This is a genomic window from Mesorhizobium sp. WSM4307, assembly GCF_007003945.1.
Lineage (GTDB): Bacteria > Pseudomonadota > Alphaproteobacteria > Rhizobiales > Rhizobiaceae > Mesorhizobium.
Genome location: NZ_VFTB01000005.1, coordinates 442,886 through 467,757 on the forward strand (window position 1 = coordinate 442,886; position 24,872 = coordinate 467,757).

Below are 24,872 nucleotides of genomic sequence, written 5' to 3' on the forward strand. Positions count from 1 at the left end.
TTGGAATCGGTAGTCGATCATGTTCGGTAAAAGAGGCAACGACGACGGCAACCGGTTCACGCCGGAATTCCGCCAGCCAGCACCGGCGCCGGCCGCGCCGCCGCCAGCGGGTTCGGCGGACACGGCGGTTCTTGCCCGGCCCACGGCACCGCTGCAGCCAAGCGCGCCTGCGGCGCCGCCGGCTCGCCGCGCCGTCGAGGCGCCGCCCATCGCGCCGGAGGCGAGGCGGCCCCAACGCGAAAAGAGCGAAACCTATTACGACACCAAGAGCCAGGTTTTCTCGGCGCTCATCGACACGATCGACCTGTCGCAGCTGGCCAAGCTCGACCCGGAGACCGCACGCGAGGAAATCCGCGACATCGTCAACGACATCATCGCGATCAAGAATTTCGCAATGTCGATCGCCGAGCAGGAGGAATTGCTCGAGGACATCTGCAACGACGTGCTTGGTTATGGGCCGCTCGAACCATTGCTCGCCCGCGACGACATCGCCGACATCATGGTCAACGGCTCCAAGAACGTCTACATCGAAGTCAATGGCAAGGTCGAGCAGACCGGCATTCGCTTTCGTGACAACCAGCAGCTTCTCAACATCTGCCAGCGCATTGTCAGTCAGGTCGGTCGCCGTGTCGATGAATCCAGCCCGATCTGCGACGCCCGCCTTCCCGACGGCTCCCGCGTCAACGTCATCGCTCCGCCCCTCGCCATCGACGGCACCGCGCTCACCATCCGCAAATTCAAGAAGGACAAGCTGACGCTCGATCAGCTGGTCAAGTTCGGGGCCATCTCGCCGCAGGGCGCCGAAGTCCTCAAGATCATCGGCCGTGTTCGCTGCAACATCGTCATCTCGGGCGGCACCGGCTCCGGCAAGACGACACTGCTCAACTGCCTCACCAACTACATCGACCGCGACGAGCGCGTCATCACCTGCGAGGACTCGGCCGAACTGCAACTGCAGCAGCCACATGTCGTGCGTCTGGAAACCCGACCGCCCAACCTCGAAGGCGAAGGCGAAGTGACGATGCGCGACCTGGTCAAGAACTGCCTGCGCATGCGGCCCGAGCGCATCATCGTCGGCGAGGTGCGCGGACCCGAAGTGTTCGATCTTCTGCAGGCGATGAACACCGGCCATGACGGCTCGATGGGAACGATCCACTCGAACAGCCCGCGCGAATGCCTGAATCGTATTGAATCCATGATCGCCATGGGCGGTTATTCGCTGCCGCAGAAAACCGTGCGTGAAATCGTCGTCGGTTCCATCGACGTGATCATCCAGGCGGCGCGTCTGCGCGACGGATCGCGTCGAATCACTCACATCACCGAGGTGATTGGGATGGAAGGTGACGTCATCATCACGCAGGACATCGTCCTCTACAACATCAAGGGCGAGGACGCCAACGGCAGGCTGCTGGGCGAGCATGTCTCGACCGGCATCGGCCGCCCGCATTTTTGGGATCGGGCTCGCTACTACGGCGAGGAGCAGCGCCTCGCCGTTGCGCTCGAGGCTATGGAGAAACGCGCTGACTGACGCGGCGTTGAGGGTTCTGGTCGATGTTTGGAATTGACGGCACCGTATTGGCGTTTGTCGTGCTCGCCGGCTTCAGCGCCGGCGCGGTCGCCTATGCATTCCTGTTCAACCAGATCAGCAACGAGAAACAGGCTGGCAAGCGGCTGGAGACGATCAAGGCCGCCGAGACGGACCGGTCCGTCGTCAAGGCCACCCGCGACCGCGCGACGGATGCAGCCAAGCGCCGGAAATCCGTGCAGGATTCGCTGAAGGAACTCGACGAAAAGCAGAAGACCAAGGACAGCGCCATCAAGAAGCCGCCGCTGAAGGCGCAACTCCGGCAGGCCGGGATGAAGGTCTCAATCGAGCGTTTCTACATCTATTCCGCCATATGCGGTCTCGCGCTGACGGTGGTCGCGTTCGTGGCCGGTGCGCCGATGCTTGTCTTGCCCGGTGTGTTGTTGGCTGGCGCGCTCGGCCTGCCGCGCTGGTTCGTATCGTTTCGCCGCGCGCGCCGGGTCAAGGCATTCCTCAACGAATTTCCAAACGCGCTCGACATCATCGTGCGCGCGGTCAAGTCCGGCCTGCCGCTGAACGATGCCGTACGCCTCATCGCCAACGAATCCCCCGAGCCGGTGAAGATGGAGTTTCGCCGCATCGTCGATTCGCAGCAGATGGGCCTGTCGATCCCCGATGCGACCTTGCGCATGCCCGAAACCATGCCGTGCACCGAGGCGAGTTTCTTTGGCATCGTCATCCAGATCCAGTCGCAGGCCGGCGGCAATCTGTCCGAGGCGCTGGGCAACCTTTCACGCGTGCTTCGTGATCGCAAGAAGATGAAAGCCAAGGTGCAGGCGCTGTCCATGGAGGCGAAGGCGTCCGCCGCCATCATCGGCGCGCTGCCCTTCATCGTTGCCTTTCTCGTCTATCTTTCCAGCCCCGACTATCTGATGCCGCTGTTCAACACCAGCGTTGGCAATCTGATACTGGGCTGTGCCGCTGTATGGATGTCGATCGGCATCCTGGTCATGCGCAAGATGATGAACTTTGAAGTCTAGGGCCGCGGCATGACCGACCAAGTCATCAAATCATTGACGGATCCCAGCCTGCTGATCGCGCTGCTGGTCGCCATCGCCGTGTTCGCGACGGTCTTTACATTGCTGCCGGCATTCGGCGGAAACCAGCTCAAGTCGCGCATGAAGTCGGTCGCGCTGGAGCGCGATGAGCTTCGCGCCAAGCAGCGCGCGCGGCTCGCGAGCGAGGCCGATCGCCGCCGCAAGGGCCTGCGCGAGCAACAGTCGGTCGGCATGCGCAACATTGTCGATCGGCTCGACCTGCGGCGCGCACTGGCCGACGAGAGCACCTTGCAGAAGCTCAAGGTCGCCGGCTTTCGCGGACAGAACCCGCTGACGCGGTTTCTCTTTTTCCGCCTCGTGTTGCCTTTTGTCGGCTTCGCGCTGGGGCTGGTCTACATATTCGTGCTCGGAGGATTGCCCGACAAACCCCTGGTCATCCGGCTGTTCGTCTGCATCCTGGTCGCCTATGGCGGCTTCTATGCCCCGGTCGTCTATGTCAACAATCGCGCCACCAAGCGCAAGCAGTCGATCCAGATGGCGTGGCCGGATGCGCTGGACCTGATGCTGATCTGCGTGGAGTCGGGCATGTCGGTGGAAGCCGCGCTCCGCAAGGTCGCCGACGAGATCGGCGCGCAGTCGGTGGCTCTGGCGGAAGAATTCATCCTGACCAACGCCGAGCTCTCCTATCTGCAGGAACGCAAGCAGGCCTATGAGAATCTTGCGAACCGTACCGGTCTGGAATCGGTCAAATCGGTGTCGCAGGCGCTCGTCCAGGCCGAACGCTACGGCACCCCGGTGGCGCACGCATTGCGCGTGCTTGCCGCCGAAAGCCGGGACCAGCGCATGAATGCCGCCGAGAAGAAGGCCGCCGCCTTGCCGCCCAAGCTCACCGTGCCGATGATCCTGTTCTTCCTGCCGGTGCTTTTCGCCATCATCCTGGGTCCGGCCGGCATCCAGGTCAGCCAGCGCGGCATATTCGGCACCGATCATCCGTCATCATCGACCAAGTAGCGGCGAGGCACATGGAGACAAACGAAGAAGCCGCGCTGAACTCAGCGCGGCTTCTTCGTTCAATTGGGGCCTTTGTAGATCGTCGCGTCAGTTGGTTGCCGTCTTCGGCTTGTCCTGATCCTTGAGCTGCCTCCAGGCATTCTGTTGCGCAAGCATCTGCCTGAGATAAGCGACATTGGCCTGTGCCTGCTCGGGCGAGAGCTCCTGCGAGGCGATCTTCTCGGCTTCGTCGAAGCGGCCCTGCAGGCCGACGACCAGCGCCAGGTTCTGGCGCACGCGGCTATCGGCGTTGGGCTGCTGGGCGGCCGAACGCATATAGGTTTCCGCGGTGCGCAGATCCCCCTCCAGCACATAGGACATGCCGAGATTGGAGAGAACCGAGGGCTCGTTCGGCTTGAGTTCGAGCGCCTTTCGGTAAAGCTGGCGCGCATCGTCCTTCTGACCGAGCTGATCAAGGATCGCCGCTTCCGCCGACACTAGCTTCCAGTCGGGATATTCCGGTGTCTGTGCGCGGCGCACGGCGTCGAGCGCTGCCTCGAACTGGCCATTGGCGGCCAGCGCCTTGCCATAGGCGGCGAGCACGTCGCGATCCTTGGGATAGGCGATCGCCAGTTTGCGCATCACGGCAAGCGACTGGTCGGCATCGCCGTCCATCTGCAGCGCGGCCGCGAAGTTGGTTGCGATTCGCTTGTCGTTGGGATTCCTGGAGTAGGACTGGCCGAGGGCGGCCGTGGCATTGTGCACTTCTCCCGCCGACATGCTCTCCAGCGGCTTGCCGCTGGTACGAGCGATCGAGCCGGTGGTCATCCTGCTGGTTCCGCATCCGGCGACGCCCGCCGCGAGCGCCAGCATGAGGGCGGTGGTGGCGAGCCGTTTTCCTCTGGCATTCATTGTGCGGTTGGTCGGCATCGACACCTAAGCCTCCATTCATGCGCGGCCATTGCGTGGCCATCTTCCCTCCCGCAGAAATATTCTGTTAACCCTAACGGAGAGTTAAGAAACGCCGACTCGCGAAGGGTCGGCAGGAGAGAACATCGAATGCCTGTCGAACTCGTCGAGACGAAATTGCAAGGTGCGCTGCCGGTGCATCTGGTGGCCCGTGACGGCCTGGAGGCCGCGGGTCTTGCGCCATCTGCTGTCGGATGGGCCAGGGCCAACGGCTTTTCCGGCGAGGCAGGCAGGACGCTGGCCGTGCCCGGCGAGAACGGCGCACTTGCCGGCGCCCTGTTCGGCACCGGCGACGGGGAAGGTTCACTCGCGCTCGGTGCACTGTCGAAAACCCTGCCGGAAGGCGACTGGCATTTCGCCTCCCTTCCTGCCGAGCCGGAACTCGCGGCAATCGCGCTGGCGCTCGGCGGCTATGTCTTCACCCGTTACGGCAAGAAGCCAGGCAGGGCGCTGCGTTTCGACGTGCCGGCCGGCGTCGACGCGGCGCGCGTTCGCCGCATCGCCAATGGCGTCTTCCTGGCCCGCGATCTGGTCAACACACCGACCAGCGACATGGGACCGGATGATCTGGAGAAGGCGGTGCGCACCCTGGCCGCGGCTCACAAGGCCGAAGTCTCCGTCATCAAGGGCGACGAGCTGCTGACCCAGAACTTTCCGATGATCCACGCCGTCGGCCGCGCTTCATCAGGTGCGCCGCGTCTGATCGACATGATCTGGGGGCAACCGGGCGCGCCGAAGGTGACGCTGGTCGGCAAGGGCGTCTGCTTCGACACAGGCGGTCTCGACATCAAGCCGTCATCCGGCATGCTGTTGATGAAGAAGGACATGGGCGGCGCCGCCAATGTGCTTGGCCTGGCCTCGATGATCATGGCCGCCGGGTTGAAGGTGCGGCTGCGCGTGCTGATCCCCGCGGTCGAGAACTCGATTGCCGGCAATGCCTTCAGACCCGGCGACGTGCTGGCGAGCCGCAAGGGCATCACTGTCGAGATCGGCAACACGGACGCCGAAGGCAGGCTCGTGCTCGGCGACGCGCTGGCGTTGGCCGATGACGAGGAGCCGCAGCTGCTGGTCGACATGGCGACGCTGACCGGAGCGGCCCGTGTCGCGCTTGGCCCTGATCTGCCGCCTTTCTATTCCGGTGACGAGGCGCTGGCCTCGGACCTCGCCGTGGCGTCAATGGCGGTCGAGGATCCGCTGTGGCGCTTGCCGCTGTGGCGGCCTTACGATGCGAAACTGTCGTCGAAGATCGCCGACATCAACAATGTCACCACGGACGGTTTCGCCGGTTCGATCACGGCGGCGCTGTTCCTCAAGCGCTTTGTCGAGAAGACGGCGAGCTGGGCGCATTTCGACATCTTTGCCTGGAACCCCGCCGATCGCCCGCATGGGCCCGCCGGTGGCGAGGCGCAAGGCATTCGCGCGCTGGAGCGGGTCATCTCGACACGCTTTGGCTGACGGGGTGGCAGCAAGCAGCGCCGGCAAATCGCTAAAACTGAAACGGAACCGAAACAATTTGCCGTCATGCTGGCGCGATGTCGATTGCGATGCGTCCGAGCCAGGCCTTGCGACTGTGGCAGCAAGTCATGTTGTCGCAGGTGCGCGACGATGCGCCCGACCTGACCATGCGCCAGACGGCGATCCTGTTCACCATCTATCTCGATCCGCCGCCGCACACGGTGCGCGGGCTGGCCGCCCGCCTCAACGTCACCAAGCCGGTGATCACCCGCGCGCTCGACACGATGGGCGCGCTGAAGCTGGTGTCGCGCCATCGCGACGAACTCGACAAGCGCAACGTGCTGATCAAGCGCACGGTCGAGGGCGCGCTCTTTGTCGAGCGCTTCGGCGATGGTATCATCGCCAGGGCGCTTGAACTGCCCATCTGACCATCTTGCCCATACAACAGGGTTGCCGATTTTGACTGCTCACGATGCCCGTCTCCACGCCTTCCGTTCCGACCTTGCCGACGCAAGGCTGAAAGGCGAGGTTTCCGCCGAGCGTTTTGTCGCAGGCGGGCCGGCGCGGATTTCGGCTTCGGTGGCCGACATCCGCAAGGCACCGCGCGCGGATGCCGGCATCAACACGCAAGCCCTGTTCGGCGACGATGTGCTGGTTTTCGAGGATGCCGAGGGCTGGGCCTGGATCCAGGCCGAACGCGACGGCTATGTCGGCTACGTCGCCGCAACCGAGCTGGGCGGACGGGAACACGCGCCTACCCATATCGTCTCGGTGCCCCGCACCTTTCTCTATCCCGGTCCGGATCTGCGCTTTCCGATCGCGGGACAGCTGTCGATGGGGTCGACGGTGACGGTGAGGGGAGCCGCCGAGACGCGCGGCACACACTACGCCGTCCTGCCGTCGGGCGAAGCGATCATCGCGGGTCACCTCAGGCCAATCGCAGAAATTGCCGCCGACTATGTCGCGGTTGCCGAGACGTTTCTAGGCACGCCCTATCTGTGGGGCGGCGCGTCCGGCTTCGGCATCGACTGTTCCGGCCTGGTGCAACTTGCGATGCGCATGGCGGGCAAAAACGTGCTGCGCGATTCCGACATGCAGGCGGCAAGCATTGGCGAGCCGCTCGAACCGGGTCCGGATTATGCCGGATTGCGCCGGGGCGACCTCGTCTTCTGGAAAGGCCATGTCGCTGTCATGACCGATGCCGAGACCATGATCCACGCCAACGGCCACACCATGCTGGTCTCGCGCGAAGGGCTGAAGGACGCCATCGCCCGCATCGGCTACCTCTATGGCGGCCCGACCGGGTTTCGAAGGCCGTGAGCTTCTTCCTCCTCTCGTAAACGGGGCGAGGAACGCTACGATCCCCTTTTGTTCCGATTTTCCTTGGCGATCGCCCGTAGCCGCGCTACCTCTGGCGCGTGACAGTTGAGCCGCGCCTTGCCGAGCAGAATGCCGCCATTGCCCTGCCCGAGCCATTCCTCCGATGGTTCGGCGAGAAAGGCTGGTCGCCGCGCGCCCATCAGATCGAATTGCTGGCGAAGGCTCAAAGCGGCCAATCGGTACTGTTGATCGCGCCGACCGGGGCCGGCAAGACGCTGGCCGGTTTCCTGCCCTCGCTCACTGAACTCGCCGTCAGGCCAAGGCGAAAGCCGGGGCAGGCGCATCGCGGCATCCACACGCTCTACATCTCGCCGCTCAAGGCGCTGGCCGTCGACATCGAGCGCAATCTCGGCAAGCCGGTCGAGGAGATCGGTCTGCCGATCAGCATCGAGACGCGCACCGGCGACACGCCTTCCCACAAGCGCCAGCGCCAGAAGCTGGCGCCGCCGGATATATTGCTGACCACGCCCGAGCAACTGGCGCTGCTGATCGCGGCAGGTTATGCAAAGCGCTTCTTCGCGGATTTGCGCTACGTCGTGCTCGACGAATTGCATTCGCTGGTGACGTCCAAGCGCGGACATCTCTTGGCGCTCGGCTTGGCGCGGCTGCGCAGCTTTGTGCCCGGCCTGCAGACGATCGGTCTGTCGGCAACGGTGGCCGAGCCCGACGAATTGCGGCGCTGGCTGGTCAGCCAGAATCCACCGGGCGACATGGCCGAATTGATCGTCGTCACCGGCGGTGCGAAGCCCGAAATTTCCATACTCGATTCGGAGGCGCACGTGCCGTGGGCGGGGCATTCGGCCCGCTATGCCACGCCGGAGATCTACCGCGAGATCAAGCGCCACAAGACGACGTTGCTGTTCGTCAACACCCGCAGCCAGGCGGAGCTGCTTTTCCAGGAATTGTGGCGGGTCAACGAGGACACGTTGCCGATCGCGCTGCATCACGGATCGCTCGACGTCGCCCAGCGCCGGCGCGTCGAGAAGGCGATGGGCGACAACGCGCTGCGCGCCATCGTCGCCACCTCGACCCTCGACCTCGGCATCGACTGGGGCGATGTCGACCTGGTTGTGCATGTCGGCGCGCCGAAGGGCGCCAGCCGGCTGGCGCAGCGCATTGGCCGTGCCAACCACCGCATGGATGAGCCATCCAAGGCGATCCTGATCCCGGCCAATCGCTTCGAGGTGCTCGAATGCCGGGCAGCGCTCGACGCCAATTATCTTGGCGCGCAGGACACGCCGCCGCTGGTCGATGGCGGCCTCGATGTGCTGGCGCAACATGTGCTCGGCTGCGCCTGCGGCGCACCTTTCCGTGCCGACGATCTCTACGAGGAAGTACGAACGGCGGCACCCTACGCCAGCCTCGATAGGATTACCTTCGACCGCGTCATCGATTTCGTCGCCACCGGCGGCTATGCGCTGAAGAATTACGAGCGCTATGCTCGTATCCGCCTGAACAAGGACGGGTTGTGGCGCGTCTCCAACCCGCGCGTGGCTCAGCAATACCGGCTGAATGTCGGCACCATCATCGAAGTGCCGGCGCTCAACGTGCGTTACGTCAAAGCAGGCAGCAAAGGCTCGGCTACACGCGGCGGCGCCGTTCTCGGCAAGATCGAGGAGGCCTTCCTCGAAACGCTGACGCATGGCGACACCTTCATGTTCGCCGGCAAGGTGCTGCGTTTCGAGGGCATACGCGAGAACGAATGCTTCGTGTCCAACGCGCCCGGCAGCGACGCCAAGGTGCCCTATTATGGCGGCGGCAAGTTCCCGCTTTCGACCTACCTTGCCGAGCAGGTCCGCATCATGCTGGACGATCCGCAGCGCTGGAAGAAGCTGCCGGAGCAGGTGGCCGACTGGCTGCGATTCCAGGCCGACAAATCGGTTCTGCCCAAACGCGATGACCTGCTGATCGAGACCTTTCCACGCGGCAACCGCTACTATCTGGTCGCTTATCCGTTTGAAGGCAGGCTGGCCCACCAGACACTCGGCATGCTGCTTACCCGGCGCCTCGACAGGGTCGGCGCCAGGCCGCTCGGCTTTGTCGCCACCGATTACGCCCTTGCCATATGGTCGCTGGGCGACATGGGCGCGATGTTCAAAGCCAGGAAACCGTCTCTCGGCGCATTGTTCGACGAGGACATGCTGGGCGACGACCTCGAAGCCTGGCTGGCCGACAGCTGGCTTCTCAAGCGCACCTTCCGCAATTGCGCGCTGATTTCGGGGCTGATCGAGAAGCGCCATCCGGGCCAGGAGAAGAGCGGCCGTCAGGTCACCGTGTCGACCGACCTGATCTACGATGTGCTGCGCAGCCATGAGCCGGACCATATTCTGCTGCAGGCGACGCGTGCGGATGCGGCGGCCGGCCTGCTCGATGTCAGCAGACTTGCCGACATGCTCTCGCGCGTCCAGGGTCGAATCATGCATAAGAATCTCGAGCAGATTTCGCCACTGGCCGTGCCGATCATGCTCGAGATCGGCAAGATGCCGGTGAACGGCGAAGCCGATGAAACACTGCTGATGGATGCGGCGACTTTGGTCGAGGAGGCCATGGGGCCGGAAATGAGCGAGGCATGAATTTTTCGCTGGCGCGCACGACGCTGATCGGCGAGGCCGACATGATAGGCATCGCCGGCGAACGTGCGGTCTGCGATCCGCGCGGCGTGCTCTATTTTCCCGAGCTCAGGCTGTTGGCGGTCTCCGACCTGCATCTGGAAAAAGGCTCTTCGCTGGCAAGGCGCGGCACGCTGATCCCGCCCTATGACACCGGCGCGACCTTGCTCAGACTGCAGGCCGTCATATCCGACTACCAGCCGTCGATCGTCATCAGCCTGGGCGACTCCTTTCACGATGGCGGCGGTGCCGAGCGCATGCACGCGAGTTTTCGCGAGCGGCTGGAAGCGCTGATGGCAGGCCGTGACTGGTTCTGGGTCGCCGGCAATCACGATCCGGAAGCGCCGGCCGATCTTCCCGGTGAAACGGTGCGGGAATTGGCCATAGGCTCGCTGCTGTTCCGGCATGAGCCGTCGAAAGTGCGCGTCGAGGGCGAGATCGCGGGCCACCTGCATCCCTGCGCGCGCATCGTCCAGCGCGGCCGTTCGGTGCGGCGGCGCTGTTTTGCCGGCGACGGCGGCCGCATGATCATGCCGGCCTTCGGCGCCTACACCGGTTCGCTCAACGTGCTCGATCGCGCCTATGCCGGGCTGTTTCGCCTGGAATCGCTGATGGCCTACATGCTTGGCAGCGACCGCATCTTCGCCATCTCCCGCTCGATGCTGCGGCCAGGCTGAGCAGCCCTATCTGCCGTAATATAGGGTGACCGTGTGCTTTGCCTCGGCGAAGAAAAGCCAGCGCTCGACCAGCATCCCGGCGAACTGGACGATCGCAGCGAGCACCGACGGGATCGCCCCAAAGGGCCACGGCAAGGCGAAAGTGGCCGCGAGCAGCAGAACGGGCAGGGCGAAGGCCAATCCCTGTGTGAGCATGCGCAGCTTCGCACCGTGCTTGCGCGCGATGCGAAAGCCCATTTCCTTGAGCAGGTAGTTTTCTTCCGTGTGCGGCCATTCGATCGACCGCACCGAGCCGCCGGCCAAACCGGTCGCGGTATTGGCGGTGGTCGGGATCTCGAGACGGTCATTGTGCCGCCAGGTCGCGAGCTTCCAGCCCCAGCCGGCAAGAGTGGCCAGCAGCGACAACGCCAGCACGGCCACCGAGCCGATGCCGAACCCCTGCAGCAGCGCGTTCAACAGAACGCTGCCGGTCATGGCCGCGAAGATCAGATAGGCCGGCAAAGTATAGCGGCTGTGCCATTGGGCGATCGGTTTCAGCGACGCGTAGATCATCCCGGTGGTGCAGACGGTGACGATTGCACCGATGGCGGCCAGCAATCCGGCAATCGCCACCCAGCCGCCAGTGCGGCCCAACAACACCCAGCCGAGCCCGAACAGTCCCGCCGGGATGAAGGTGATGACCGACGACACGCCTTCGCGCGACAGCCAGGAGCTGCGCCATTGCGAGAACGCCCGCCAGGCGCGCTCGGGCCTGCCGAGATGGCCGGTCGAGGACAACAGTCCCGCCGCGATCAGGCCGAGCGCCAAGCCCAGGCCGACGAAGCCGAGCCAGAAATCGGCCGGGACGATCTGCAATCCAGCCAGCACGCCGAGCAATGCCAGCAGGCCGTAGCCGGCACCTGTGGCGGTGGTGAAGAAGACGACGGAGAAGGCTGGATGCATGGTCAGTTCGAAAGCATGCGATCGACCCAGCCGAGGAAGCCGCCTTCGGCCCGCACCGGCTCCAGCGCCTTCGCCGGCACCGATGCGCCGCGCTGCGTATGGGCGCGCGGCGGCAGATATTTGTTGGTCGGTTGATAGCCGAGTTCCGGCATCAGGTCGACGCCGCCGCGCTCCGCCACCAGTCGCGAGACGGCGGACTGGGGATGGCCGAGATCACCGAAATGCCGCGCGCTGGTCGGGCAGGCGGCGACGCAGGCCGGCACGCGGTCTTCTTCGGCCAGGTTGTCGTTGTAGATGCGGTCGACGCATAGCGTGCATTTCTTCATCACGCCGACATCGGTGTCGAATTCGCGCGCGCCATAGGGGCAGGCCCAGCTGCACAATTTGCAGCCGATGCACTTGTCCTCGTCGATCAGCACGATGCCGTCCGAGGCCCTCTTGTAGGAAGCGCCGGTCGGGCAGACGGTGACGCAGGCCGGCGTCTCGCAATGCAGGCAGGAGCGCGGGAAGTTCACCGTGCGCCCACCCATCTCTGTCGTGTGCTCGTAACTGTGCACGCGGTTGAACCAGACGCCGTCGACATGGCCGCCATAGGGGTCGATGTCGGTCAGCGGTGCCATGTGACCGCCAGTGTTCCACTCCTTGCAGGCGGTGACGCAGGCCTGGCAGCCGACGCAGGTGTCGAGGTCGATGACCAGGCCGAGTTTCTTGCCGGTATGGGCGGGGAGGCAGGTCATTCGGCGGCCTCTCTTGCCCGGCGGAATTCGGCGCCGAAGCGAAGGATGTCGGGCGAAGGCTCGAAATGCGGCGGCTGGCTGAAACGCTCGAATTGCGGCTCGCTGAAGCCGGCCTCTTCCGCGCTGCATTTGACGATGCGCACACGCAGATCGAACCATGCCGCCTGGCCGGTCACGGGATCGGAATTCGAATAGCGTTTGCCCTGAGCGTCGGACGAGGTCTGGTCGCCGATGATATGGTTGAGCAGGAAGCCGCGATTGCTCTCGGCGGCATCATCTTTCAGTCCCCAGCTGCCGCGCCTTTTGCCGATCGCGTTCCAGGTCCAGACCGTGCTTTCGTTCACCCCGTCGACCAGCTTGATCTGCCCCTTCACTCTGCCGTTGATGCTCTCGATCCACACCCAGTCGTCATCGACGAGACCGAGGCCGGCGCCGGTCCGGTGATGCACGAACAGCCGGTTCTGGCTGGTGATCTGCCGCAGCCACGCATTCTGCGAACCCCAGGAATGATACATGTGCATCGGCCGCTGCGTCAGCGCGTGCAGGGGGTATTTTTCGAGGTCGACCGCCGCTTCTTCGAATGGCATGTACCAGAACGGCAGCGGATCCATGTAGGTCTCGATGCGCTGCCGCTCGGCCTCCGGCGGCAGGACACGGCCATGGCCGCGTGCGGCGAGCCGAAAGCGCTGCAGGGGCTCGCAATAGAGCTGGAAGACGATCGGCTCGGCCTTCGGGATGAAACCCATCTGCACCGCGAAATCGAGATAGGAGCGGTTGGCCATCTTGTAGTAGCGCTGGTCGTCGGCGAAGTCGTGATGCCAGAAGCCGCCATTGTCGATGTAGCGCTGCAACTGGTTCGGATTGACCTCGCCCTTGCCAATCGATGTCCCATCCTTGCCGCGCCAGCCGGCCAGAGGTCCGATGCCCGGTGTGCGCTCGTGATTGATGATATAGTCGGCATAATCGGCATATCTGGCCGCTCCGTCCTCGCCGACGAAACCGGGTAGGCCAAGCCGGGCGCCAAGCTCGATCAGCACCGACTGGAACGGCCTGACGTCGCGGTCAGGCTCGACGACGGGATGGCGGATGGCATCGCCCGGCCCGTCGGCATGGCTGATCGGCCGGTCGAGCAGGCTGATGCAATCATGGCGCTCGAGATAGGTGGTGTCCGGCAGCACGAGGTCGGCAAACGGCACTGTCTCGGAATAATAGGCGTCGGAATAGATGATGAAGGGGATCTTGTAGTTGCCCGCCTCGTCGTGGTCGGTCAGCATACGCATCGTCTCGACGGTGTTCATCGAGGAATTCCAGGCCATGTTCGACATGTACATCATCAGCGTGTCGATCGGATAGGGATCGCCGGCCCAGGCATTGCGGATGACGGTGTGCATAAGCCCATGCGCGGCGAGCGGCGCGTCCCAGGAATAGGCTTTGTCGATGCGGGTCGGCGTGCCGTCTTCGTCGACCAGCAGGTCGTCCGGCCCGCAGACGAAACCAAGCGGCATGCCGTCCAGCGGCGTCATCGGCTTGACCGTCTTGCCGGCGGGTTTCGGCCCCGGCGGCGCCGAACGAGGATAGGGCGGCTTGAAGCGAAAGCCGCCGGGAACATCCACCGTGCCCAGAAGCACTTGCAGCAGGTGGATGGCGCGGCAAGAGTGAAAGCCGTTCGAATGGGCTGATATGCCGCGCATGGCATGCATCGAAACCGGCCGGCCCTTGATCGTCACGTGCCGGCGCCCGGCCCAGTCGGTCCATGCAATAGCCAGTTCGATCGTCTGTTCGAAGGCGACATGGGCAAGCTCGGCGGCGATCCGGCGGATCGTATCGGCGGCAATGCCGCAGCGCTCGGCGACCGCATCCGGCGCATAGCTGTCGTCGAGATAGCGGTCGGCGATCAACTGGAACACCGGCGTGCAACGGCGGCCGCCGACTTCGAAGCTGCCGGTCAGCGCCGGCTTCGCTTCTGGGTCGGTTGCCTTGATGGCGGTTTTCTCCACCCTGTCCCAGGCCAGTGGATTGCCGTTGGCATCCCTGACGAACAGCCCATCGTCGGACGCGCCTGGCTCCTGCACGACGAGGACATGGGCGTTGGTGTAGCGGAGCAAATAATCGAGATCGACACGGCCGGCCTTCAGCAATTCGTGGATGAGCGCGAAGACGAACAGGCCGTCGGTACCTGGTCGGATGCCGATCCAGTCGTCGGCAATCGCGTTGTAGCCGGTCCGGCAGGGATTGATCGACACCACCTTGGCGCCGCGCGCCTTGAGCTTGCCCAGCCCGATCTTGATCGGGTTGGAATCATGGTCCTCGGCGACGCCGAACAGCATGAAATATCGTGTGTTGTCCCAGTCGGGCTCGCCGAACTCCCAGAACGAGCCGCCGATCGAATAGAGCCCGCCGGCCGCCATGTTGACCGAACAGAAGCCGCCATGGGCGGCGAAATTCGGCGTGCCGAACTGGCTCGCCCACCAACCGGTCAAGGATTGCGACTGGTCGCGGCCAGTGAAGAAGGCGAGTTTTTTTGGATCGGTGCGACGGATGGCCGAGAGCCGCTGCGTCGCGATCGAAAAAGCCTCCTCCCACTCGATCTCGCGGAACGCGCCGGAGCCGCGCGGGCCGGTGCGCAGCAGCGGCTTCTTCAGCCGGGCGGGGCTGTAATGTTGCATGATGCCGGAACTGCCCTTGCCGCAGATCACGCCGCGATTGACCGGATGGTCCTTGTTGCCGTTGATGTAGCGGACCTTGCCGTCCTTGATGTGCACGTCGATGCCGCAGCGGCAGGCGCACATATAGCAGGTCGTCTTGGCGATGCTGTCGGAAATGCCAGGCGAGGTGTCGACGCCGTCGCCTTCATCGGGCGCGCGCGTGTCGGCAAGCGGGCGTTGCGATGGTGCCGAATTCGCGCCGCGCGGCGTTGGATGCGTCATGATCCGGGTGTGCCCGCGCGGCCGGCCGATTTGGCGCGTGTCTTCGGCCCGGGGCCGCGCATGTAGTGCTCTTCCGGGTGATAGCGATCGCCGGCCAGCCGTCTGCGGATGCCGCGGGTCCAATGCGCGAGAAGGGACTTGAACCGCCCGATCATTTTAGTCTCTGCCATTCTCTGGCGAATTTTTTCTAACTTCGCTTGAAAATGTAGAATGAAGCTATCGATCCGTCTAATCAGTTGTTCTTGTAAATTCGATCGATATTGGTTCTTAATGCTGACATGACCCTGGATCAGTTGCGCATTTTCGTCGCCGTCGCCGAACGCGGCCACATGACCAAGGCGGCGGAGCTTCTGGGCATCTCCCAGTCGGCGGCATCGGCCGCCATTCGCGCGCTTGAAGAGCAGCACGGCGTCCATCTGTTCAACCGCGTCGGCCGCAACATCGAGCTTGCCCAGACCGGCCACCGGTTCCTGCCGGAGGCAAAGGCCGTGTTGGAGCGGGCCGCCGCCGCGCGCAATGTGCTGGAACATGTCTCGCAGACGGTCGCCGGCAGCCTCTCCATCGCCGCCAGCCTGACCATCGCCAGCTACTGGCTGCCGCGCCGGCTGGCGTCCTTTCACGAGGCCTATCCCGCGGTGCGGCTGAGCGTCAGCATCGGTAACACGAGGCAGGTCGAGGCCAGCGTGCTGGATGGAACCGCCGATCTCGGCCTGGTCGAGGGGCGCACCGAATCCGACATATTGCGCCGGGCCAAGGTCGATACCGACCGGTTGATGCTGGTGGTTGCCGCGTCACATCCCGAAATCGTCGAAACCGCGCCGGGCCGTCCCGACATCAGGGGCCTGCGCTGGATCATCCGCGAGGGCGGGTCGGGCACGCGCGAGGTGCTGGAGGATCTGGCGCGGCGTGAGGGGATTTCGCTTGCCGATTTGCAGGTGTTCCTGGTGCTCCCAAGCAACGAGGCGGTTCGCCAGGCGGTCGAGGCGGGTGCCGGCGCCACCATCATTTCGGAGCTCGTCGTCGGACGCGCCGTCGCCGAAGGCAGCCTGCGGTCCGTGCCGCTCGAACTGCCGAAACGCGACTTCGCCATGATCACCCACCGCGACCGCCAGGCAAGCCTGGCCCAGATGGCGCTGAAGGCGCATCTCGGCGCCGAGACGACCCGAAGCGGTTCAGCCTGATCAGCCGAACTTCCGTTGCGCATCCAGTGCCAGGCCAAGCCCGACCGAGCCGAACATGTCGCCGTCGATGACCGAAGCCTGCGGCACCAGCGCCAGGATTTCGCGTCTTGCCAGCGGGATCGCGGTCGAGCCGCCGGTCAGGAACACCGCGGTGATGTCGGACGGCTTGACCTGCGCGTCCCGCATGGTCTCAGCCACCGTTGCGGTGACCCGCCCGATGTCCCGGGCGATGGTGGCGTCCAGCCCGTCACGCGCGATTTCGGCGGCGAACTCCACGTCGGATAGCCTCACCGCGACTTCGGCCGATGACAGGTCGGTCAACTCTATCTTGGCTTTTTCCACCAATGCCGCCAAAGCGTGCCCATAACGGTGCTCGACAATGTGGATGAAGCGATCGACCAGGTCGGCGCGCGCGGCCTCGTAACGGATCTGGCGCAGATGCGTCATCGCCTTGGCGGTGTAGACCAGGTTGATGCGCTGCCATGTCGCGAGATCGATGAAGTAGCTGGCTGGCAGATTGCGCTTACCGTCCTTGGTCTGGGTCAAATAGCCGAGCTGCGGCATCACATGGGCAATACTGAGCAGCCGGTCGAAATCCGTACCGCCGATATGGACGCCCCGGCTGGCCAGGATATCGTCCTTGCGGTCCGGCAGTCGGGCACGTTCAGGCGAGACGCGCACGACTGAAAAGTCGGACGTGCCGCCGCCCATGTCGATGATCAGCGCCAGCTCCTCGCGCGTCACCCTCTGCTCGTAGTCGAGCGCCGCGGCAATCGGCTCGAACTGGAAGGCGATGTGCTTGAAGCCCTGGGCATGCGCGGCCTTTTCCAGGTCGCTCTGCGCGTTCGCGTCGGCCTGTGGGTCGTCATCGACAAACTGCACCGGACGGCCGAGCACCACGGTCTCGACCAGATCGCCGCCATCTTCTTCAAGCTTCTTTCTGAGATGCCCGAGGAACAGGCCGATGATCTCCATGAAGCCGATCGAGCGCGCCTTGATGCGCGTCTTCTCATGCGCCAGCGAGCTGCCCAGCACGCTCTTCAGCGAGCGCATCAGCCGGCCTTCCACGCTGTCGGTGTAGTTGGCGATGGCCTGGCGGCCAAAACAGATGCGGCCGTCCTCGAAATTGAAGAACACCGCGCTGGGCAGCGTGACCTGGCCGCCTTCGAGCGCGACGAGGTGGGGCTGCCCGTTGCGGACCACGCCGACCGTGGAGTTCGAAGTGCCGAAGTCGATACCGGCGAATGCTGGTCGCAAGGCAGCCTCCTGTCATTGGCGGCAGACAGCGGATCGGCGCTCGCGGGAGAAGCGTGCGCTGTGGTTCCGGGCGACCGGACCGCTCTGCCGAATTGAATTGTGCGTGCTTGCCCGTTGGGCGGGGAGGTGCGGTCTATAGCATGACGCGGGAAAGGGAAACCCCTTTTGGCCGCTCAATCCTTGCGGAAGATCAGCCTGCCGAGCCAGCCCGTCAGCATGGCCAGCGATATGGCGAAGACGCCGTAGAGGAAGGAGTAGTCATGGGCGACCCGGAAGATCGACTGTTCGAAGCCGGACTTGCGGATTTCGAGCTGGGCTGAGCTTTCCTTGATGAACAGGCCGCTCTTGAAGAGGAAAGCGCGGGCCTTATGGGTTCCGACCGGCACATTCGGTGCCAGCCTGACGGTGGCGCGGAACAGGTTCTGCGACAGGAACTGCACGCCGCCGACATTCTCGCTGTAGAGGCCGGCTGCGCCCTTGCGTTCGCGCAGCGCCGCGGTGAATTCCTCGATCGTTGCCGGGCCGTCGCCGGCGTCGGCGGGCTGCATGTAGAGGTTGGAGGCCCCGAGCGACAGTTGCTTGTAGCTGTTTGGTTCGGTGATGTCCTGCAGCGGCCGCGTCGTCGCCACCGAATAGGAGACCGGCACGTTCTCGAAGGTTTCGGAGTCCAGATTGACCCAGACGCCGAGCACCCGGTCTTTGCGGCGTACCACCACCGGCTTGGGTGGCCCTTCGAGCACGACGATGACGTCGTAGCGGCCCTGGCGGGCGACCAGCGGGTCGGGATTTTCCAGCGAGCCGAAGATGGTCAGGTCGGCGCCGGAAAAACCGGCGGTGATCGAGACATTGTCGGTGGAGAGACCGATCTGGATGCCTTCCGTCAGCGGCGTCTGTGCCTTCGCCGGCGCGGCGGCGGTAAGCAGTGACAGGAGGATGGCGCCTGCGAATGCCTTCGGGCCCGCCATCAGTTGAGGCCCGCGCTGGACAGCGAATAGAGATTGGGCGGGGTGACGAAAAGATCGATGGCCAGCCTGATCGCCACAGCCAGCACCAGCAAGGCCAGCAGCGCCCTGAGCTGCTCGCCGCGCAGCCTCTGGCCGGCCTTGGCGCCATATTGCGCGCCGGCGACGCCGCCCGCCATCAGCAGGAAGGCCAGCACGACGTCGACCGTCTGGTTCGTGGTGGCGTGTACCAGCGTGGTGTAGGCGGACGTGAAGATGATCTGGAACAGCGAGGTGCCGATAACGACATTGGTCGGCACTTTGAGCAGATAGATCAGCGCCGGCACCATGATGAAGCCGCCCCCGACACCCATGATCGACGACAGGAAGCCGATGCCGGCGCCAAGGCCGAGCACCGGGATGACGCTGACGAACAGTTTCGACGCCCTGAAGCGCATCTTCAGCGGCAGCCGGTGTATCCAGTTGTGCTGGCCGGATTTCTTCAGCACCGGCGCGGCGCCGCTGCGTGTGGCGCGCAGCGCATTGATGCTTTCGACCAGCATCAGCCCGCCGACCGTGCCGAGCAGCACGACATAGAGCAGCGAGATGAACAGGTCGAGCTGACCAAGTCGGCGCAGCAAGGCGAACACGTAGATACCGGCGGTGGAGCCGATGATGCCGCCGGCCAGAAGCACGCCGCCGAGCTTGAAGTCGAGCGTGCCCCGCTTCATGTGCGACAGCACGCCCGAGACCGACGAGGCGATGACCTGGTTGGCGCCGGTGGCGACCGCGATCGCCGGAGGGATGTTGTAGAAGATCAGGAGTGGCGTGATGAGAAACCCGCCGCCGACGCCGAACATGCCCGACAGGAAGCCCACCGCAGCGCCCATGGCCAGCAGCACGAAGACGTTGACGGAAATTTCCGCAATCGGGAGATAGATGCCCACCCGTCAGTCTCGATCAGTTTGCCTGTCGGCGAATACAGCCGTTCTGGGCAGTCTCGCACCGAAAAGCCAATTTTTCCTTGCGCCGACGCGGCGGCGAGGTCAAACCTCGTCGCCGCGTCGAAACAAAAAATATCTCAATCAGTTAACAGGCAAATGTGTGGCAAGAGCGTCGTGGAAACGACGCTTCTCTGTTATTTGCGCGCCAGCAGCGCCCGCACCAGTTTTTCATCGACGGCGCCGGTCGCCGGCAGCTTGTTGTCGGTCTGGAAAGCGATGATCGCGGTCTTGGTCTTCTCGCCCATGACGCCGTCGGCGCCGCCGGCGTCATAGCCGTTCTTGTTGAGGATGAGCTGGATGTTCTTGACCGCCTTCTTCATGTCGATGCCGGCGGTCGTCTGCGGCGTGCCTTCCTGCCAGGATTCGGGAATGTCGGCCGAATTGGTCGCCGCATTGAGCGGCTTGGCCTTCCACAGTTCGGTCGCGGCGCGTGCCCGCTCGAGCTGTTCGGGCCGCAGCGCATTGGCGATCTCGTCGCGCTTGGCGGCAGCGTCCTTGTCGCCGGTCTTGGCGACGAGAGCGAACCATTTGTAGGATTCCTCGAGGTTCTGCTTCATGCCGACGCCCTTGGCGGCCAGGATACCGAGATTGAACTGGCTGTCCTTGACGCCGAGATCGGCGGCCTCCTGGAACCAGTGCGCGGCCGATTCATTGTCGGTCACGCCATCGGCGGCCATGGCGAACAGCACGGCCAGATTGTGCATGGCGCTGGCATTGCCCTGCTCGGCGGCCAGTTGGTACCAGGTCTTCGACTTCTTGATGTCGCGGGCGACGCCGATGCCCTTCTCATAGAAATTGCCGATGCGGTATTCGGCCGGGGCGAAACCGAGTTCCGCCGATTTCTCGTACCATTTGGCGGCTGCCGCCATGTCTTCCTTGACGCCGCGAGATTCCGCGTAGCGCGAGCCGATCTCGAACAGCGCCTTGGCGTCGCCACCAGCGGCGGCATCGCGCAGCGCGGCCGGGCCGGCATCGGCCGGAATGTCGAACTTGGCCGCGGCTGCTGTCGCAGGGGCAGCCGTCGGTGCAACGGCACCGGTCGTGTCCTTGGCGATGGCGTCGTTGGCCGCCGTTGGCGCTGCGACCGGCTGGGTATCGGTATCCGTCGCTTGCGCACCGCCGGTAGCAGCGGCCGGCTCTGAAGCCGTCGCATCCATAGGGGGCGCGGCGATAGGCGCAACTGGTGCTGGAGCGGCCGAAGCCATGGGGCCGGAAGAGGCGGCAGGAGCAGCGGGCTCTGCAACCGGCGCCGTATTCGCCATTGCGTCCGTGTCCGACGGCATCGCCATGGCGGTCTGCGCCACCATGTCGTCCTTGGTCGTGGGCGCGGATTGCTCGGCCTGCCTGACGGCACGGGCCGGCTCGTCGTCCGTCGCTGCCGGCTGGGCTTCCGCCTTCGGCTGGCTCGCCGTGTCGACGGATGCAGTCTGCACCGGCTGCGCGGCAACGACCGGTGCGGCGTCGTTGTTTGCCACCTGAACGGGATCAGAGAGGAACGCCTTGCCGAGCTGCAGGCCGGCAAGCGCCAGCATGATCGCCGCCGCCGCCATCAGGATCGGCTTGCGCCGCGCCTTGAGCAGGTCGCCGATCCTGAGCGCCTTCACCGGGCCTTTCACCGTCGACTGGCGCTTCAGGGCGTCGGCCTCCGCGGCGGCGGCCTGCGCGGCGCGCCGCGCGGCTGCGATGAAATCCGATTTGGCGGCGTCGCTTTCGCCAAGCTTTGCCGGCTGGCCGCGCTCGTCGCGAACCCGCTTCATGATGGCATTGAGGTCGGGCGCGCCGGAGCCTGGCTCCAGCGGGCGGTTGGCCACTTTCGGGTCGAGCGGCTCGTCAAGATCGACCGTCGGAATATCGCTGCTCGGCGGCGAACCGGCCAGCGGCGGGACGTCCGCCGCCACCTTCTTGCCCTTGAAGGCGCGGGCCAGCCCGCCGAACATCGATTTGCGGCCTGCCGGCTGGTCCTTCTCGGCGATGGTGTCGGAACCGAGTGCGGCCATAGCGGCGGCGGCGGCGGCTTCCGCCGGCGTTCGCGTGCCCAGCTCGCCACGCGTACCCGGGTCGCCACGCGTACCCAGGTCGCCACGCGCGCCCTCGTTACGCATTATGGCGGCGGCGCGGGCATCGAGATCGGCCATGTCGCCGCTCAGCAGCATCGGCTCGTCGATATCCATCGACGGCGCTTCGACAGCCATCTTGGCGGTTCGTGTGCGGCGCTTGCCGGCCGCCTCGTCCTGGCGCGTGGCCAGGAGCTCGCTCACCGCTTCGGACGGCTCGTTGGTTTCCAGCGAACCCAGCCTGTCGACGATCTTGAGCAGCGTGTCGTGGATGGCCTCGAAAGTTCGCGAATTGCGCTCGTCGGAGCGCCGCGTCAGCGTTTCCAGCGTTTTCAGGTCCTGGGCGAGTCCGGAAACCGCCGACGCATTGGCGTTCGACCCGGCCAGCGAACGCACCGCGTTCTCGGCCGCTTCGCGTGCCGCGCCGAGGATGGAATCGCGGGTGCCGGCCAGCGCCTTCTCGATTTCGTCGAGGCGCGGGCTGATGTCCTCGAATTCCGGCAGCGGCGTGCTGGGCCTGGACAGATGGGCGGACAGGCCGGCGACCTGTGCCTCCAGGCTGCGGATCAGCGCCGGATCGATGCCGGCCACTTGGGCCGCCGAGGCGTCGAGCCGGCTGGAAATGTCCTCGAGCCGGCTTTCCAGTCCACGGATCGCCGCTTCGCCGGCGGGATCGGCGGCGCGGCTCTCCATGCGCGTGGCGAGTGCGGTGAAGCGGGCGTCGATGGCTTCCATGATGCCGGCGCTGTCGATCTGCGGCGCGAGGCGCTGGTCGAGCCGGTCGGCAACCTCGTCGAGACGGCGCTCGAGATCGCGAAACAGCATGTTGCCCTGTTCGATGGCATCGCCCTGGCGGCGTTCCATCATGCCGGACAGCACGTCGAAGCGCTGCTCGAGCCCGTGGAAGATGTAGTCGGCGTCGGGCATGGCCGGCGCCTGGTCGATCTTGTCGGCGATGAGGGTGATCTGCTTGGCCAGCCGTTCCATCGCCTGTTCGGGCAAATTAGCGCGGCCGGCGAGTTCGTCGACGCGGCTCGACAGGGTGCTCAGGCGATCCATGACCGCGTTGCCGGGGCGATCCTGCGCCACCTCCTCGATCTGCCGGGCGAGCGAGTCGATGCGCTTCTCGATACGGTCGAAGGCTTCGTGGTCGACGGAATTGGCCTGTGCCGCGACGGTCGAGGCAACGATGGCGCGGGAAATCTCGTCCAGCCGCTCATCGATCATGGCAAGCGTGTCGCCGCCGCGATTGTCCTGCTGGCCCGCGAAGTGTTCGACGGCGCCGGCCAGCGTGCGCACCTTTTCCTCGAGCGAGCGCAACGACAGCGATTCAGGCAGATTGTTGACGGCGTTGCTGATCTGCTCCAGCCGGTCGGTCAGGGCCGCAAGGGCGGGGTCGTCGGAGCGCTTGCGCTGGTCGGCGTCGACGCGGTCCTCGAAAGCCGTCCAGCGGCGGTCGAAATCGTCCCAGCGGCGGTCGACCTTCTGCACGCTCTCCTCGCGCGCCAGCGTGTCGAGCGCGGCCTTCACCTGCTCGAGTTCCAGCCGCAGCATGTTGACGCTTCTGTCGTCGCTTTTCTCCGACAGCGACTTGATGGCGCCGGAAAGCCGTTCGAATTCGACGCCGAGTTCGGCACTGCCCTTGCCCGCTGTGCCGGACCTGGCGTTGGCCTGGAAGGCGCGGTCGATATCCTTGCGCAGCGCATCGAATTCGCGCTGCAGGCCCGCCGTCATCTGGTGGCGCAGTTCCTCGCGCATGCCGCGCAATTCGCCGGCAATCTTGCCGACCATGGCGACGCTGTCTTCCTGGCCGCGCACGCGGTCGATGTCACGGGCGATGGCCTGGTAGTTCTGGTCGAAGGCGGGGGCTGGCGCCGGGGTCTGCGGGCGCGCCGCCGGCCGCGGTTCCTCATACCAGCGCTGCTGACCGGTTGGCTGGGCGGCTGGATAACGCGGGTCGACGGCGGGATAGCGCGGGTCCGCGCCGTATTGGCGCGGAGCGGGACGTGCCGTCACCTCCTCGCGGGTCTGCCCCAGCCGCTGTTCCAGCGTCTCCAGCGAGCGGTTCAGTTGCTCGAGCGTGGTCTGCGGCTTGCGCTGCCTGCCGGCGTTGAGTGTGTCGAGATAGGACCGCTTGCTGTTCATCGGTGCGTCCGTCTTTCAGATTGGCCGGCTTGCGACCAGCTCCCCAAGTCCCTGCCGGAACGAAGGCGACCGCGCTTCCACGGTGGAAGACAAGCTTCCCGGGGTTTCACCCGCGCTCCGAAAACCGTGAAAAATTCGATACAGGATAAACACGGGTAGCCGACGCGCCCACATTTCCCCCAACGTGGTAAACAACGCGTTAACCAAGCTTAAGAAGTTGGAAGGAAGTTCGCTCTCGCTGCCACGGTGCGGCATAAAGCACCTTCACAGAACGCCCCTTGCGTCATGAGGCGGCTATCGGTATAGAATTGACGTAAACGTAAAAGGCGCATTTGAGTGTGCTGTTTGCGATTTTGTTTGTCGAAACCACGACTGGAAGCACGCCCCCGCTTCCAGTCAGGCGACGCATGGTCCAGGACCGCGACGCCACCAGACGGGGAAAGCCAGTGACCATGAAGCTTATCTCGGCCGGCGAGACCGCGGCCAATACCAATAATGTATCTGTCGAAGCCGGCGAGGACCTCGCCCGCATCGGCGAAATGGCCAAGAAATACGGCGTGACGCTGCGCACGCTGCGTTTCTACGAAGACAAGGGCCTGCTCAACCCGCAGCGCGACGGCTCCACCCGTCTCTACACGCGCCGCGACAAGGCCCGCCTGAAGCTGATCCTGCTCGGCCGCAAGGTCGGGTTCTCGCTGCGCGACGTCAAGCAGATGATGGATCTCTACGATCCGACCGGTTCCAACACCAAGCAGCTGCGGCTGGCGCTGGACAAGTCGGAGAAGCAGCTCGCCCGCCTGCAGAAGCAGCGGGCGCTGATCGATGACGCCATCAACGAGCTCTCCGGCTCGATGTCCGCGGTGCGCCAGATGTTGGCCGAACGCACGGCTCCACATGCAAGCGTCGCGAGCTGAAGCAATCTACCGGTTCCGACTTCGTCGGAGTCTCGACCATCAAAGCCGCGTTGGCTCTGCCGCGCGGCTTTTTCGTTGCCTGCATCCGCCTGACTGGTTCCTTCGGC

At 64.6% G+C, this 24,872-nt stretch carries 19 protein-coding genes; 10 read left to right on the plus strand and 9 right to left on the minus strand.

Annotation, left to right across the window (positions count from 1 at the left end):
* The first annotated feature begins 19 nt into the window (after positions 1-19).
* Genes FJV83_RS14805 through FJV83_RS14815 form a run of 3 tightly spaced genes read left to right on the plus strand, consistent with a single transcriptional unit; the run spans position 20 to position 3,594 of the window.
* A complete protein-coding gene (locus FJV83_RS14805) occupies positions 20-1,528 on the plus strand; it encodes a CpaF family protein (RefSeq protein ID WP_142886579.1) in 1,509 nt (502 codons plus the stop codon).
* 23 nt (positions 1,529-1,551) lie between these two features.
* The gene (locus FJV83_RS14810) at positions 1,552-2,565 is read left to right on the plus strand and encodes a type II secretion system F family protein (RefSeq protein WP_095771852.1); all 1,014 of its coding nucleotides are present in this window, start codon (positions 1,552-1,554) and stop codon (positions 2,563-2,565) included.
* Between the two features lie 9 nt (positions 2,566-2,574).
* The gene (locus FJV83_RS14815) at positions 2,575-3,594 is read left to right on the plus strand and encodes a type II secretion system F family protein (RefSeq protein WP_095771853.1); all 1,020 of its coding nucleotides are present in this window, start codon (positions 2,575-2,577) and stop codon (positions 3,592-3,594) included.
* An 87-nt stretch (positions 3,595-3,681) separates the two neighbouring features.
* Here FJV83_RS14815 and FJV83_RS14820 read toward each other — a convergent pair whose 3' ends face one another.
* A complete protein-coding gene (locus FJV83_RS14820; protein WP_095771854.1) occupies positions 3,682-4,503 on the minus strand; it encodes a tetratricopeptide repeat protein in 822 nt (273 codons plus the stop codon).
* Between the two features lie 129 nt (positions 4,504-4,632).
* Here FJV83_RS14820 and FJV83_RS14825 point away from each other — a divergent pair, with 129 nt between their 5' ends.
* From FJV83_RS14825 to pdeM, 5 genes are all read left to right on the plus strand, one after another.
* Positions 4,633-5,997 carry a M17 family metallopeptidase gene (locus FJV83_RS14825; protein ID WP_142886580.1) on the plus strand — a complete coding sequence of 455 codons (1,365 nt, stop codon included), beginning with the start codon at positions 4,633-4,635 and terminating at the stop codon, positions 5,995-5,997.
* A gap of 77 nt (positions 5,998-6,074) precedes the next feature.
* Entirely contained in the window at positions 6,075-6,425 is a 351-nt protein-coding gene (locus tag FJV83_RS14830; RefSeq protein WP_095787293.1) for a MarR family winged helix-turn-helix transcriptional regulator, read from the plus strand.
* A 31-nt stretch (positions 6,426-6,456) separates the two neighbouring features.
* The gene (locus tag FJV83_RS14835; RefSeq protein WP_142886581.1) at positions 6,457-7,317 is read left to right on the plus strand and encodes an NlpC/P60 family protein; all 861 of its coding nucleotides are present in this window, start codon (positions 6,457-6,459) and stop codon (positions 7,315-7,317) included.
* Positions 7,318-7,415: 98 nt separating this feature from the next.
* Positions 7,416-9,950 carry a ligase-associated DNA damage response DEXH box helicase gene (locus tag FJV83_RS14840; protein WP_142886582.1) on the plus strand — a complete coding sequence of 845 codons (2,535 nt, stop codon included), beginning with the start codon at positions 7,416-7,418 and terminating at the stop codon, positions 9,948-9,950.
* Positions 9,947-10,663 (plus strand): ligase-associated DNA damage response endonuclease PdeM, encoded by a 717-nt coding sequence (gene pdeM, locus FJV83_RS14845; protein ID WP_142886583.1) that lies wholly within the window; start codon positions 9,947-9,949, stop codon positions 10,661-10,663. The genes FJV83_RS14840 and pdeM overlap by 4 nt, the downstream gene beginning before the upstream one ends.
* 6 nt (positions 10,664-10,669) lie before the next feature.
* Here the strand turns inward: pdeM and FJV83_RS14850 are convergent, their stop codons facing one another.
* Genes FJV83_RS14850 through FJV83_RS36420 form a run of 4 tightly spaced genes read right to left on the minus strand, consistent with a single transcriptional unit; the run spans position 10,670 to position 15,424 of the window.
* A complete protein-coding gene (locus FJV83_RS14850) occupies positions 10,670-11,605 on the minus strand; it encodes a dimethyl sulfoxide reductase anchor subunit family protein (RefSeq protein WP_142886584.1) in 936 nt (311 codons plus the stop codon).
* Between the two features lie 2 nt (positions 11,606-11,607).
* On the minus strand, positions 11,608-12,342 hold the full coding sequence (locus FJV83_RS14855; protein WP_142886585.1) for a 4Fe-4S dicluster domain-containing protein: 735 nt from the start codon (positions 12,340-12,342) through the stop codon (positions 11,608-11,610).
* Positions 12,339-15,269 carry a molybdopterin oxidoreductase family protein gene (locus FJV83_RS14860; protein ID WP_142886586.1) on the minus strand — a complete coding sequence of 977 codons (2,931 nt, stop codon included), beginning with the start codon at positions 15,267-15,269 and terminating at the stop codon, positions 12,339-12,341. The genes FJV83_RS14855 and FJV83_RS14860 overlap by 4 nt, the downstream gene beginning before the upstream one ends.
* Entirely contained in the window at positions 15,266-15,424 is a 159-nt protein-coding gene (locus FJV83_RS36420) for a hypothetical protein (RefSeq protein ID WP_185973430.1), read from the minus strand. The genes FJV83_RS14860 and FJV83_RS36420 overlap by 4 nt, the downstream gene beginning before the upstream one ends.
* A 123-nt stretch (positions 15,425-15,547) precedes the next feature.
* Between FJV83_RS36420 and FJV83_RS14865 the strand changes: the two genes are divergently transcribed.
* Positions 15,548-16,450 carry a LysR family transcriptional regulator gene (locus FJV83_RS14865; RefSeq protein ID WP_095787299.1) on the plus strand — a complete coding sequence of 301 codons (903 nt, stop codon included), beginning with the start codon at positions 15,548-15,550 and terminating at the stop codon, positions 16,448-16,450.
* Here FJV83_RS14865 and FJV83_RS14870 read toward each other — a convergent pair whose 3' ends face one another.
* The 4 genes from FJV83_RS14870 to FJV83_RS14885 form a co-directional block, all read right to left on the minus strand.
* Positions 16,451-17,707: an Hsp70 family protein gene (locus FJV83_RS14870; RefSeq protein ID WP_142886587.1), complete on the minus strand. Its 1,257-nt coding sequence runs from the start codon at positions 17,705-17,707 to the stop codon at positions 16,451-16,453.
* 173 nt (positions 17,708-17,880) lie between these two features.
* A complete protein-coding gene (locus FJV83_RS14875) occupies positions 17,881-18,672 on the minus strand; it encodes a TIGR02186 family protein (RefSeq protein WP_142886588.1) in 792 nt (263 codons plus the stop codon).
* Positions 18,672-19,595 carry a sulfite exporter TauE/SafE family protein gene (locus FJV83_RS14880; protein WP_095771871.1) on the minus strand — a complete coding sequence of 308 codons (924 nt, stop codon included), beginning with the start codon at positions 19,593-19,595 and terminating at the stop codon, positions 18,672-18,674. The genes FJV83_RS14875 and FJV83_RS14880 overlap by 1 nt, the downstream gene beginning before the upstream one ends.
* Positions 19,596-19,786: 191 nt before the next feature.
* Entirely contained in the window at positions 19,787-23,851 is a 4,065-nt protein-coding gene (locus FJV83_RS14885) for a peptidoglycan-binding protein (protein WP_142886589.1), read from the minus strand.
* Positions 23,852-24,303: 452 nt separating this feature from the next.
* On the opposite strand from FJV83_RS14885, the gene FJV83_RS14890 reads away from it, so the two are divergent.
* Positions 24,304-24,765 (plus strand): MerR family DNA-binding transcriptional regulator, encoded by a 462-nt coding sequence (locus FJV83_RS14890; RefSeq protein WP_095771972.1) that lies wholly within the window; start codon positions 24,304-24,306, stop codon positions 24,763-24,765.
* Positions 24,766-24,872: the final 107 nt, after the last annotated feature.